The sequence below is a fragment of the Ruegeria sp. CDSB114 genome (assembly GCF_059611025.1).
Window position 1 is genome coordinate 98,086 of the sequence record NZ_JBXWOT010000009.1, and the last position, 13,862, is coordinate 111,947.

Consider the following 13,862-nt stretch of genomic DNA (forward strand, 5'->3'; position numbering starts at 1 on the left):
CCGCGAGGGATCGGATTGAGCCAATTAGAGCGGTATATCTGCACCGCTTGCTCTGGCTCGGACACTCAGATCACACCCGACTCGGCGCCCGGGAATACCAACTGCAAATTTGACTTTGCGTCAGGCAGATATTTTTAAACATGACTAATAAATACCACATTTACTGATCAGGTTTGCAGGCGAAGGTTGTGACGCTTAATGGTAAACGGTTATGGACGGATCAAGACTAGGTGATGTTTCACTGGGGCACATCACAGGAACATTGAAGTGGTTTTCGGCTAAAAAAGGCTATGGCTTTTTAACCTGCTCTGTGACCGGCAAGGATGCTTTGCTGCATCAAAGTGCGCTGCACGATTTCGGCCAGACCTCAATCGCCACTGGATGCACGGTAGAGGCACTGACACGCGAAGCGCCAAAGGGGTTTCAAATTGTCGAAATCCTGCGCATTCAGTCAGAAGCATCCCCCGCAGCGACAAAGCAGATTGGCAATGCCTCCCGGCAGATAGCCTCGACCTCGGTTCTGCCGGCCAGGGTCAAGTGGTTTAGTCAGGAAAAGAACTATGGGTTCGTCAATGTTTTCAATGACGGCAGGGACTGTTTTTTGCACGCAAACACACTAGCAGAAGCCGGTCTTGGATTGGTGAGCGTCGGAGAGGCATTGGGCGTTGAGGTAAGCGATGAATCCGGCGGCAGAGTTGTGGTTTCGGTTCAGGCCTGGACATGAAATAGTCCCGAGAATAGTCGGCAGCCAAAGTGCATCGGAAACACGAATTTAGCGCCCGAAAATTGCCTAGGCCCATCTTCACCGCCAAAGCTGCTGGGCCTTACGGCGCGCCGAACTTCACCACCGAAAATACCACGTTGTCCTGATCAGGATGGTTCAACTTTGTCAAAGCCTCCATCAGGTTCTGCGCGATAGCAGCGCTGCGCTTTTCGCAATCTTGCGTGACAACATCCAAAATTTCATCATTGCGTAGAAATTGAAGGCCATCGGAGGCGACGATCAGAATATCGTCGGCACAAAGTATCAGCGGATCAGCGGGGCAATCCAATTTGGCAATATCCCCGCCATAAACGACAGATATAAGCGTGTTCCGGTCGGGATGACAGCGCGCGGCTTCGGGGTCCAGCATTCCCAGTTTCGCCATCATATCTATCTGAGGCGCCATCGAGTGATCCTCGTTCAGCTGCATCAGCTTTTGGTCACGCCAGAGATAGAGCGGCGAGTCCCCAATCGAAAGCCAATACACACGATCTTGGATGCAGACCAGCGCAACCAAAGTCGCCCCCATGCCTTTGGTTTTTTGCTCTTTGATGCTGGCGAGGCGAACTTGGCTATTTGCCTCTTGGGTCGCGCGATGAAGGAAATCTGTGACCTCAGCATTCGATGACTCACAGCTCAGGCCGGCGGATCTCCAGCAGTTCATCACTGCATGGACGATGAGGTTCGATGCAACATCACCTGCTGCGTGCCCCCCCATACCGTCGGACAGAACAATAATTCCGAAATCGGATCCGGCCGGGATTTCGGTCAGAATGGCATCTTCCTGATAGTCACGTGCGCCCTGGTTGGTCGCTGTCGCAACGTCAAACAATTCGACTGCACGTTCCCGTACCAGATGTTTTAAGGCATTTCCAATCTGCATAAGAAATCTCTCCGAAAGTGAAAGAAGAAAACCCTTCCAAATAAATTCAGTACTTTCCTGCAGTGCTGGGGCTTCTCAATGATCAGGACCAAAACATGAAAGGCGACAATCAAAGCTCCAATGCGACCGCTACTGGCGGATCAGGCACCACCCGATACCACAGGTCATGAAGGCATCAGGGATTGAGCGGCAGATCCACAGCCTGCAACTCTCCATCTCGGGCAATTGTCAGCTGCGCAAGTTCCACACCATTTTTGGTCAGTTCCTCAAATACGCGCGCTATGTCGTTTTCACCTTCAACCGCGATTTGCGAAGCGGCTTCGGACACAACAATGTCGCCGACGCGGACAGGCACGACGGATGATGGTGCGCGCAGAACCTTGGTGATCCACTTCCCATTTCCCTGACTGACGGTAATGAACTGAGTGCCATTGGCCAGTTCGACCACATGTCCGATCTGGACGTTTAAGGTCTGTTCGGTAACCGGACTGTCCGCGTCGGTTCTAATCCGCATGTCCACAGATATTTGACCGCTATCCGATGCGGTCTGACTGGACTGGATCGCACGAATAATTGAGGCGTCATCCACTACCAGATTGCCATTTACCACATAAATGATTGTTCCGGATTTCAGCCATTCCGTTGCCGCTTGATCAAGATCAGAGCGCACAAGTGTGACCATGGAAAAGCTTCCCTGTGGCTGCGCTGTTGTGACAGTCGTGAAAGGCAAATCAACGGCGGGGCCAGTCCAACTGATCCAATTTACGCCGGGCGAAGCCGGGGCCGGAGTTTCAACTTCTGCCACGGGCTCGACAGCGGCAGGCGTGGCCTCGACCGCCATCGCAACCACAGTTTCTTTGGCCTGTTCGGCGACTACTGGCGCATTGGTTTCAGCGACCATCGTTTCACCCTGCCCGGATTCTCCACCCTGACTGAAATAATAGCCGGCGCCTCCGACCAGTCCGATGGCGATAAGCGCGACCAGGGCAATGGGACCCGACCGACCACGCGATGGCTTCTTGTTGACTGAGACCGTATCGTTGAATTCGACAGCAGATTCCAAAACGGGCTTTGCTTCGATCGGCATCTTTTCTTCCATCGCGTCCTGCCATTCCTGCACGGACTTGAATCTGTCTTCGGGTGGGATGCTGAGAGCGCGGTCTATCGCCCTGAGGAAAGCGGGGCGATAACCTTCTACGGCGCCTTCTAGTGGATCGTAACAATCCGTTCCGTTCTGGGCCAAGGCAGCAAGACGGGTTTGGCTATCCTGCGGAGCGGACCCTTTGATGACATGGTAAAACGTAGCTGCCAAAGCATAAAGGTCGCTGGATTGATCCTGCTCACCGCCCTGCAGATAGAACTCCTGCGGTGAATACCCTTCTTTGACGACACGCAACATCGACATGGCCCGGTCGGATTTAGCTGCACTTTCGCGCGCGGCACCAAAGTCGATCACCACGGGCTCGCCATCCTTGTCGATCAAGATATTATCCGGGGAGATATCCCGGTGAAGCATGCCCTTACTGTGTATGAATCCAATCGCCTTGAGCGTGGTGCGCAGCAGGTTTTTCACTTCTTCCTGAGGTAGGATGCCGCGCTCTTCGATCGTATCCAGAAGGTCTTTTCCTTCGATGAAATCGATCGCCATATAGGCGGTTTCGTTGTCCCGGAACACCTGGTGCACACCCGCGATGTTCGGATGCACAAGCTTCGACTGATTGCGCGCTTCTGTTTCGAACGACCTGACAAGTGCCTCATAGGAAGACGTATGAGACTGTGAACGGGGACGAACGGCCGTTTGACTCCGTCTGCAGATTGCCTCGGGAAAGCACTCTTTGATCACGACCGTGCGCTCAAGGCTGTCTTTGGCCAAGTAGGTGATGCCAAAACCGCCGCTGTTGAGAAATCGAATAATCGTGTATTGGCCGGCCAATAGCCGGGTGCCCGGAGCGAGTTCGTCCGGGAAATGTTCGTTTGAGTGGACTGGTTGTACCATTGGAAATATTTACCCTACCTTGGTCAGCTGGTTCCGGTGCCGGCCGATTGTTGCTCACAAAATCTGTACAAAAGTGGTGTCAGGAACCTGGGGATGATGCTTTACTCTCCCCATGCGGTTACTTCGGCATAGGGCCGTTCTAGTTCGCTCCAAACTTCGACACGACGGTTTTTGGCACGGCCAATCGAGTTGGTGTTGCACGCGACCGGGGCCATTTCCCCGTAACCACGCACCTCGACCAAAGTGCCATTTGGTTCGATGGTTTTGTTCAGCTCTTGAAGCACCTTTTTGGCGCGCGCCAACGAAAGCTGACGGTTTTTGCCAAAGCTGCCGCCGGCATCGGCAAAACCGGCCAAAACGATTTTATAGGGTTCGACATCCCGGATATATTCAGCAATTCGGGCGATATCCCGCTTCGCCTTGTTGTCCAGGCTGGACGAGCTGGGCGCAAAACGGAACGTCGTTGAAAGGCGCCTGGTCGCTAATTTTTCCGCAACATAGGACCGTATCTCAGCCGAATTTGCCGAAGCCGCCATGGCTTCGATGCTCGCCTTCAGCTGTTCGAACTTTGCATCCTCTTCCTGTTCGACAACAGACAAGCTTGTGACCCCGGACTTTGAAACCAGCCCGTCAATTTCAGGACTATCCAAAAAGGACACCAAGGCTGTGGTAAAGCTTCCGGAATCGCGACCGTTATAGGCGGTCACCCGATTTTGTAGCCCATATTCTTCGGTTTTCATCGAAAACTGGTTTGGCAGATGGACAATGCCACATTCGCTGAGCAGAGGCACCGCCCTCGCATCGCGGATCGTAGAATACCGCATGACACCAAAGCCATACCGGTCGGATTCGATTGCACGGGAAAGTGCGCGATCAGAATTTACGATTTCGGCACCGGGGGACAACTCACGCCCAAATGGAGACAGGATCAAACCCTCAATTCGGTGAAACGCCCCAGAGGATTTGGGCAGCGAGTAGACGTTGATATTTTGATCTGGCCCGCCGAGCTGTTTCCAGTTGGTAATTTCACCGGACAATATCTGCGAAATCTGATCAACCGTCAGAGCCTTCGTGCCATTTGCAGGATTGACCGAAGCCGTATAGCCATCAACCGCCAGCACATGCTCTTGCTGCAAAGCTGTAAGATCGCCAAGACCACTCTTCCTGGCCTTTCGGTACATTTCAGCTGAAACCGGCTCCTCGCTGATAATCAAATCGCTCTGACCGGCAATGAGAGACTCGAACAAGTCCTGCCCGGTCGCTTCTTTGACAAGGATATTGTGAACTGGTTCAGCCGAGTCATCGGTGATCAGGATATCAAAGGCCTTTCGTCCTTCGATCGTCGAAACCTTGCCGGCATCTGTGTCAAATCCGTGCTGCTCTCCCAGTGGTACACCCTGCAGATCAAAAGTGTCCGAGAACAGTTCCCGTTCGGAGGCAAACCCATCTACGACAAGAGGAAGGAGGATATCCGCCAGACCTCCTGCGCCAGAAACCACCATGTCGGTATCCGAAGGCAAACTTTTCGGGCAGCCTGAACCCTGACAAAGAAATTCAGACGTGTTCAGAGAAAGCACACCAACATTGGAACGGACAATGAATTTCCCTGGCTGGATATCTACCAGCTCACCTGTCACCGACCTGGACCCGTTTTTCGCGGTCAGCGTGACATCCTGCGCGTGCCCCGAAGAAGCAATGACCACAAAGCCTGCTGCAGCTGCGTATTTGGACAAACTCATCATACTCGTCTAAAACCCCGGATAAATTTTAACGCGTGACGCGGAAGCCGCAGCACAATGGCCGCGGCTTCCAATCATGTGATTATTCTTTGATCCACACTTCAACACGGCGGTTGATTGCGCGGCCACGCGGGCTGTCATTGCAGGCCACGGGTTCCAGCTCGCCGTATCCGGATGCCTTCAGCGTTATGCCTTCAAGCTCGCCACCCGTTGCCACTTCGATCAGATGATCCAATGCGGCTTCGGCGCGCTCCTGCGAAATCAGCAGGTTCGAGTCAAAGGGGCCTTTGTTATCTGTAAACCCAACGATAACGACCTCGGTTGGTTTGCTCTCACCCAGGTATTTGATCATCCGTGCCAAATCCCGCTCGGCCTTGTTGTCAAAACGCTTAGAGCCGGGCGCAAAACGGAACGTTGTCGAAAGACGATCATGGGTATTCATGTTTTTCAGAAGGCTCTCGACCAGTTCGGCCTCGTATTCATTTTCACCTTCTTCAAGCTCGGCCGCCAGCCGTTCAGAAGCTCGCTCCTGACTGTCCGCTGTGATCGACAGGTCGATATATCCAGCCTTTGCAACCAGTCCATCCAGCCCGTCAGTGTCCAGAAAATCAACCAATTCACGCGCATAGCCGTCGATATCCGCGCGGTTGTAGACCACAACCCGTTCCTGCAGATAGTATTCTTCGGTCTTGAGGTTAAAGGTGCTCGGGTCCTGAATGATCCCGCAGGTTGTGCGCAGCGGAACAGCGCGCGCCGAGCGCTTGGCCGCATAGTTCACGATACCAAAGCCAGCGACATCTTCCATGATCGCGGTCGTCAATTCGGTTCTGTCATGGACGATACTGGATTCAGTTGTCAGAGATTTGTCCGACTTTTTGAACAGAAGCTTTTCAATGTGGTGATAAGCCTCGGTGTCAGGGTCGAAGGAATACACGTGAATGGGTGCATCGGACCCGCCAACCTCGGACCAGTTTGTGATGTCGCCGGACATGATATCGCGCGCCTGCTTAACGCTCAGATCAGGGATCTGGTTCAAAGGGTTCACGATCATCGCAAATCCGTCCACGGCAATGACGCGTTCCTGGTCGAAATCGCGCAGATTTCCACCGCCGCCTTCGGATACGATTGAACGATCCGCTTTACCGGCCGGTGTTTCCGAGAAGATGATCGACGCGTCTTTCTTGGCCATCCGCTCGAACAAGCGCGCACCATTCGCCGTATGAATGCCGAACGTGGCAACGTCGTCGCCTTCCAGATCGCTCAGCACCAAGGCAAAGTCATGTTCTTCGCCAAACTTGTGGTCGCCCACATCGACAGTCTCGGTATCAACCGGTTCACCGTTTTCGTCATACAGCTGGGCTTCGGCTTCCAACGCGACCGCGGCATAGCCCTCGGCAATAATCGGAACCAGAACTTCGGCGATTTCGTCCGGTGCGGAAATCTCAAGATCATAGACGTATGTCTGCTCGGTCGGACAGGCTTCGCCCTCACAGGTCACAAGATCTTGGTTGATCACAAACTCGCCAATATCGGTTTCGACCAGATATTTCCCGTCTTTCGACGACAAAAGATTGCCAATAACATCGATATTGCTGTCTTTCCCGACCAGACGCACCTCTTGCGCGAGTGAACCTGTGGTGATACAACCTGTGATTACAGAGGCGGCGAACAGCCGCTGGAATGTCGAATTTAACATCTTAACTCCTCGAGTTAGCACTCATTTGGTGTTTTTTTGATGCATGTTTTTGTGCATCAAAAGACGCGAATGTGGCTGCACTGCGGTTTGTGGATATGCGTTGCAGAGGTGAATGAGCCAAATCGCGCGATTTACAGTTTCTCGGTGATTGCAATGCCTTGGATTGCGAATATCCCCGAACTCAGGCCCAGGCGTTGCCCAAGCCCCTGATGGTGATCAGGAATCGAGCTTGATGGCCTCTTCGTACAGAAGCGCGGCCCTTTCGGCTTCGATTTCCAGAACGTCCATCTCGGCGCAGAAATGGGTTACATCCGCGACATTCGGAACATCAGCACCGTCCAGCTGTTCGACGACGGGCTGCAACTTGATCCAATGCGTCTGCACTTCGGTCAATGCTTCACGCGCAGCTTTGCTTGGCGGTTTGGCGATTGTTATCGAACTGCTACCACCTTCGATCAGCACATCCACGATCTTACCAAACTTCTTGGCGTTCTTTTTGAACTTCTCGTGGTGCTCAACAGTGTCTTTGCCTGTGGCAGCCAGAGCGATCTCTTTGCAGATTTTCTGCGTCAGCATTCGTTGGCGACCCGCAAAGTCCAGCGCAATCGCAAGCGCCAGATCAATGTCCACGTCCCCGTAAGCTTCTTCCAGCTTGCGAACAACATGGTGACAGGCCTTTTCCAGAACCTCGTCATTGTCGACAATCATATGAAGATGTTCGTCATCAACCGACCCGGCCGCGATGATTTCTTCAACTGCTGTACGATAGGGCGCCCAAAGCGTCTCTACCTCTTTCAGAGCATTGTTGACGGATACAAACCTTTCGCGATCCACACCCGAAGACCCTTTGCCTTCGCGGAACCCCAAAAGGATGTTGTCGAACTCATCATGAGCATGTTGCAGCTCTGCAAGATCTTTTTCCACCTCAGCACCGAGGCTCAAAAGCACAACGGCTTTGGCGACCTTCTCTGTGAGGAAACTCAGCTTATCCGCGGCCAGTATACGGTGTGCTACCTGACCTGCGGCCATTGCCAGTGCATTTCCCCCCACTGGCAATAATGTCGCAACTGTCGCGACTGATGCGCAGTTAACGAAGACTCGTCGATTCATTCTCATTGCAGTTAACCTTACCCCTGTTCACATTTAACCCACCACATTCGAACGTGACCTCTTCTTTCAGGTGGCAATGTGGAACGCCCAAGATCAAATTGTGTTGATTTCGGGACTTACGCCACGTCACCCAAACCGAGCCAGAACTGGTGATTCATAAGGTAGATGGGCCATTTTGTTCGACGCATACGACAGGTCAAAAACAATCCTAACCAACCGGGATCACACAAATCCTTTGCAGAGTTGCACTACGGTTTTTTGGGTTTGCCCAAGTTAGCAACTGAACATTTTGGTGAATCGAACTGTGACAATTATAAGTTTCGACTTTGCACCCCGTACTGCGCCTTCAGTTGCTGAACCGATCCGCAATACACGTCCAAATCAACCTCTGGGGCAATACCGAACACTCGCTCGTTCGTAGAGTGCTGCCAAAACTCCCATTGCGGAGCATTCGGTGCGGGTCTGGCTGCGTATTCTGCCAGCCAGACCGGGTAGTTCCCGAAACCCGAGGTCAGCTCGGTCTCCCAGGTGTTCAGATTGGCATATACCATCGGAACCGTTCCGAAAGCCCTCTGAACGCTGGTAAGCCATTCCAGCGCGAGGCTTCGATAGGTCGCCCCCTGTGCCGTCGGGACGCCTTCAAGATCGAGTGTAAATGGCAGGTGCAGAAGGCCGGGTTTTCCAACCGGGCCTTTCGAAAGAACAGCCTGCACTGCATCGACAAAATTCGTGACCTGTGGCTTGGCCGGGTGGCTGATGTGAAGCAGGTGGTAGGCGCCGCACAGGATACCCACCTCATTCGCGCCCAGTACATTTGGCTGAAAATACGCATCCTTGATGCTGACGCTTTCGGTCGCCTTTATCAGCGCAAAAGAAACACCCGAGGCTGCGACTTGCGGCCAGTTGATATCCCGCTGATGATCACTGACATCTATCCCTTTTGCCTGCGCCTTATCTGGCGCCGCTTTGGGAATCTGACCCGATGGTTTGCGAAACGACCTTACAATTCTGCCCAGCCTACATGCCATCAGATCGGCCTTTTCTATCTGTCATAACACCGCATCCAACCGACATTTGATCAGCCAATAGACCGAGATGTTGATTGCGCGGGTCTCGGTCTCGCTGGTCAGGGCCGACCCTTTAACGACGTTGCCCGAATTGGATTGGGGTGTGGGGGCGATAACCGGTTCCGGGCCTAACACTCCGTTTGAAACCGTGCTGTCGCTTTGTTCCAGCACATGTTGGTGTTGCTGGAGCGCAGACAGTTGCAGCGACCCTACCCCGGCATATTTCTGGTTCTTTTTGTCGGTTCGGTACCTCTGGTCCTGATCCTTATCGACTTTCCCGCCGGGGTCGACGCCGCGCAGAAAATAGCCCTGGTAATCAGGCAGTCGAAACTCTCCGTCCTTGCCTTTACCAAACAGATATCCGATGGCGGCAAACAATTCCGGATAAGCGGAAATCAACAGAGGTGAGCCGTCGCAAACCTTCCAGCCATAATGTTGCAGATCAGTGGTCCCGCCCGCCAGCTTTTTGGATTGTCCCAGAAGCTCCCCGGAAAAAGCGATCACCGCGCCAACCGGCATCCCCAATACCCGGCCCGGAGACGGACCCCAGCCTTGTTGCGGCTCAAGCGGTCCGCCAGGAGCATTTGGTCGGGGCGGGGTCGGAAAGCCTGGCGGTCTCATTCTGAATCCACCTGACCTGGCAGATCACTATCCGCACTCAGCATGCACATATGCGTGGGCACCTGAACCGTCCAGGATTGCGCATTGCCTTCATCGTCTTGTGTATGTTCCGATTTAATCCGGGCCACAATCTCGGCGTCTTCGGGCAAGCAAGGGGCAAGATGGTCTGCATCCGACCAGATCCGACCGGTGCGCAGGAAATACAGGAAACTGCGCGCGTGCTTTCTGTCGACCGGTGCCAGAATGCGCACACGGTCTGCGCGCAGAAAATCTCGGAACCGCAGGTCGGGTACGGTCTCGCGCAGGGCAAGATCCGCGGGGTCGCCTGTCAGATCGCTGACTTCGTCCTCGATATCCATGAATGTGGCGATGTCGGACCACCCGACCGTTTGTTGCAGATAGTGCCGGATACGCGGCTTGGCATAATCCGGGGCCACGGCATCTTTCTCGGACCCGCTGAGGGTCAAGATTTGCTCCTGGGCCGCTGAAAGGATTTCCGTCGTCACCGCCTTGTTCAGGAACGCAGGGTTCTGAGCCTCAATCGCAGCCACCTGTTGTTCCAGTTTGCGACGGTATCCCTCTAGCTGCCGCGCATACGCTTCCTTGATCAGCCTATAGGTTTCGAATTGCCAATCGGAATAAGTCTGCGCCGACCGTTGGCACGTCACTTCAAGAGTTGCCGCAAAGAAACCGGTCAATTCGGATTGCAGATGCATTGGTGCAGGATCGGGAACCGGCATATCCGGCGGAGAGTTGGGCTCGGACGATTGTGTGGCTGCGGTTTGCTTGAGGCTGCACAGAATGGTGAACCCAAGCGGATGGCCTTCATCCGCCGGAGAGGTTCCGGTTCCGAACCCTTTATCCAGCTGGGCGCTCAGCACCTGCGCGCCCGAGGCTTGGCTGACAGGCAGGCGCAGTGGCTGCGGTGACTTGTCCGCATGGCCGTTTGAACCGGGCGGGGCGGATTTGCCCCCCGCTTGCTGAGGTTGCAGGGCGACCGACCCGACGATGACATGGGTTTCTGCGGGGGTTCCGACACTCATCACCGAGGCTGTTGCACTGATCGGCTCAAAGCCGCCTGGGATCAACAGGGCGCCTTCTGCCACTGGCGTGTGGCTTTGCACCGTTTGGCTCACCACAAGCTGGGATGGCGGCGCCATGCGGGTCGCCTCCACCCCGAATTCCTGAAAGGCATCAAGGTAAAAAACCTTGCCATCGTCAGTCGAGCCTGCCGTGTCCGTCAGATTCTGAAACCCGGCAATCCCGAACTCAGCTGGCGATTTCGGTGGGCGCAGATCAAGCTGCCAGGACCGGCGGATGTGCCTGACCAGATTCTCGCCCGGGCTGGGGACCATGATCTCAAAAATCAGAACCTCGCCCAGGCTTTTCGTGCGCAGGCGGAAGCTTCTGTTCACCCAGCGATAGATGCCGCGGATATCCGTGCCGTTCCGCCGATTGTCAAAGCGAGTCACATCCGAGTATTCGGTTTCTTCAACTTCGGATACCTCGCGCGTATGGCGCATTTCGCGCGACAGGTTTCGCACCGTTTTCTCGACGATATCGCGGGCGAATTTCAGGTCGTTTTTCGCAAAGCCCCCGGCGGGCTGCTCTTGCACCCACCAATTCCCGGTAACACTCATCTTATTGCCATCTGTCGGCATTCCGTACTGGGTGTCGTAGGAGTTGACATGCGTGGTCGAGACATGGTCGGCCAACGTCTTTTGCACCTGGTTGATTAGGTCCGAGACCGAGGTATCCTCGTCCCGCCGTGCAATTTTGGTGGTCACATCGGAATGTGCCTCATGGCTTTCGCGGCGCTGCAACCTCCGGTTTCGCGTCTCGCGCATTTCACCGCGCAAGACATTTTCGATACGCTGCACGTCGCCCAATTCATACCCAAGTGGCTGATACCGGATCGAACGGGCAAGCCCGTATGAATAGGCGCGCACCCAGCCGGGCTTTGTCAATTTCAAAGGGATCTGATGATCTGTATCCTTTGCCGCAACCGGCGCAGGCTTTTTCGGCTCGAATATGGAGCCAGGCAAAACCAGCGTCGCATGCATCCAAGCTTTGATCTGTTGCCCGGTGACCGGATCGGTCATCAAACTGGCCTGCCCTCCTTCGGTTGCAGCCAACGCACGGGTCAGAACGTGATGGGTAGTCAACACCTGAATCAGAACTGCAAGTTCGTCTTTTTGCCAGCCAGCCAGAAGGTTCAGCGCAATAATGCTTTCCCAGATGCGGGCCAGTTCCTTTTGCGCATCCGGTGCATTTGCCAGAACCTTGAATGCGGCCCATCCGCCCAGACGGGCCTTGATCAGATCTGTGATCTGGGCCAGCGAAAATTCCGGCAGCTCTCGCAGAGCCGGCCACAGTTCAGGGTAAGAACTGAATGGCGGGCCAAGCGTTTCAATCGAGGAGATGTACCCTTTGGGTTTGTTCGGTTCAGCCGCAGGCTGAGCCTTGCCGGATTGCCCCGCATCCGATGCCGGATTGGGCGAACTATCCCCACCTGGTGTTTTGTCGGTGTTCGAGCTTGGATCCACGTAAGTAACCGCCAAAGCCTCCTGCCCTGACCTGTCCCGGGATTTTGAAACAAGGCTTTGCAGGAACACGCTGTTCACCAGGATCTTTTGCGGAACCTCCATGAAACCCGCATCCAGCGCGCCCGGCGCTATCGACGGCCAGTGTTTCATATAGATGAAGGGGAACAGCTCATCCCAGCGCAGGTTGGCCCCTTGGGTGATCGGGCTCAGCCCTTCGGAATCTGGATCATCGCTGAAGGGATCACTGCCATCTCCGGCGTGATTGTGGCTTGGCTGATCTGGGTCATGCCCGTCATGTCCGCCTGAACCGTTTTGCCCGGTGCCAGAGTTCCCGCCATCATCGGCCCCGCCCCCTGCCCCGGAATCGGGCGATGGAATATGGCTTGGCTTGCCAAATTCAGACATGAAACCCTGAAAGCGCCAGACACGACCGGTCTCGGGTTCTTGCAGAGCCAATGCCCCAAGGACCTGCTGAGACAACGGTGTACTCAACCCGCTTTGCCAGGTCAGGGTACCGGTCAACCGCTCACCGGTTTCGAACAGCACATTCAGCGGCGTTCTTTCCTTGTACCTCAGAACAGGGCCGCGCACGGCCTTGCCCGGTGTTTTGGTGAAAAAGAACTGGACGGTCACGAATTCCGGGGGATCGGCACCATGCGGATGGGTTTCGAAATTGGCCACCAACTGGTTACGCAGATCCTCGAACGGCGCATCCATCCAAATGAGTTTGGGGTCCTGGCTGGTCATGCCCGTTAAGCGTCTTCCACCGCCAACACGACCTCAAGCTCGCTGATCGCCTGCAGTGAACCCTTGGTCAGCTTGCTGGATTTCAAGCCACTGATTTCCAGACGCTCGATGTCGAGTTGCCAGACATCAACACCGGTATGGATATTGTCAAAAGGCGCATGCGGAAAGAAGGCCTCGATCTCGGTGTATTCATACAGGTTGTCTTGAATCACGGCCAACATCGCCGCGCGAGCCTCGGCCAACACCTCAACCATATAGTCGCGAATGCGGTCTAGATCCGCGTCGGACACTTCGGCGAAATAAACCGCGGATCGCGTGCCATCTTCGTCGAAACGGGTCACGACTTCGGTCGCCGGGGCGAGCAATATCTCATGCTCACCCTCGATTGAAAAAGGCCCCTTGTCTGCCGCTTCTGGGGGAAGAAACTCGATCAGCGCACCGCAACAATCAATCAGAATTTGCTGCCCGGCTTCGGCAATGAAATTATCATCCTCCCAAAGCTCAATCGCGATTTCAGGATCAACCTGAGCATATGGCAGAGCATAGCGCCCGCCGCCCTGCAGTTTCTGACCTTCGGGGAAAATTTGACCCCCATTTCCGCGCTGGAAAAAGGTCAAGATAGGTCGACGAAACATCAGAAACCGACCAGAGCGGGTATGTACGAGTGCATAAACCTGAAAGGCCATGTGTCTTC

10 protein-coding genes are annotated in these 13,862 nt (G+C 54.5%); 1 reads left to right on the forward strand and 9 read right to left on the reverse strand.

What is annotated here, in order from left to right:
- Positions 1-211 precede the first annotated feature (211 nt).
- The gene (locus tag AC2FIP_RS17020; RefSeq protein WP_496787370.1) at positions 212-724 is read left to right on the forward strand and encodes a cold shock domain-containing protein; all 513 of its coding nucleotides are present in this window, start codon (positions 212-214) and stop codon (positions 722-724) included.
- Between the two features lie 100 nt (positions 725-824).
- Here AC2FIP_RS17020 and AC2FIP_RS17025 read toward each other — a convergent pair whose 3' ends face one another.
- The 9 genes from AC2FIP_RS17025 to AC2FIP_RS17065 all read right to left on the reverse strand — a co-directional run bounded on the left by AC2FIP_RS17025 (position 825) and on the right by AC2FIP_RS17065 (position 13,854).
- Complete coding sequence (locus AC2FIP_RS17025; protein WP_496787372.1) at positions 825-1,646, reverse strand: PP2C family protein-serine/threonine phosphatase; 822 nt, start codon at positions 1,644-1,646, stop codon at positions 825-827.
- Between the two features lie 175 nt (positions 1,647-1,821).
- Positions 1,822-3,642: a serine/threonine protein kinase gene (locus tag AC2FIP_RS17030; RefSeq protein ID WP_496787374.1), complete on the reverse strand. Its 1,821-nt coding sequence runs from the start codon at positions 3,640-3,642 to the stop codon at positions 1,822-1,824.
- Between the two features lie 101 nt (positions 3,643-3,743).
- Complete coding sequence (locus AC2FIP_RS17035; RefSeq protein WP_496787376.1) at positions 3,744-5,381, reverse strand: phosphate ABC transporter substrate-binding/OmpA family protein; 1,638 nt, start codon at positions 5,379-5,381, stop codon at positions 3,744-3,746.
- Between the two features lie 82 nt (positions 5,382-5,463).
- The gene (locus AC2FIP_RS17040) at positions 5,464-7,077 is read right to left on the reverse strand and encodes a phosphate ABC transporter substrate-binding/OmpA family protein (protein ID WP_496702397.1); all 1,614 of its coding nucleotides are present in this window, start codon (positions 7,075-7,077) and stop codon (positions 5,464-5,466) included.
- Between the two features lie 216 nt (positions 7,078-7,293).
- Positions 7,294-8,193: a type IV pili methyl-accepting chemotaxis transducer N-terminal domain-containing protein gene (locus tag AC2FIP_RS17045; RefSeq protein ID WP_496787377.1), complete on the reverse strand. Its 900-nt coding sequence runs from the start codon at positions 8,191-8,193 to the stop codon at positions 7,294-7,296.
- Between the two features lie 305 nt (positions 8,194-8,498).
- Positions 8,499-9,215, reverse strand: coding sequence for a glycoside hydrolase family 25 protein (locus AC2FIP_RS17050; RefSeq protein WP_496787379.1), 717 nt, complete (start codon positions 9,213-9,215; stop codon positions 8,499-8,501).
- Positions 9,216-9,236: 21 nt separating this feature from the next.
- Positions 9,237-9,875, reverse strand: a complete 639-nt coding sequence (locus tag AC2FIP_RS17055; protein WP_496702403.1) for a tail fiber protein — start codon at positions 9,873-9,875, stop codon at positions 9,237-9,239.
- Positions 9,872-13,168 (reverse strand): hypothetical protein, encoded by a 3,297-nt coding sequence (locus AC2FIP_RS17060; RefSeq protein WP_496787381.1) that lies wholly within the window; start codon positions 13,166-13,168, stop codon positions 9,872-9,874. The genes AC2FIP_RS17055 and AC2FIP_RS17060 overlap by 4 nt, the downstream gene beginning before the upstream one ends.
- Before the next feature lie 5 nt (positions 13,169-13,173).
- Positions 13,174-13,854, reverse strand: coding sequence for a hypothetical protein (locus tag AC2FIP_RS17065; protein ID WP_496702476.1), 681 nt, complete (start codon positions 13,852-13,854; stop codon positions 13,174-13,176).
- Between the last annotated feature and the right edge of the window lie 8 nt (positions 13,855-13,862).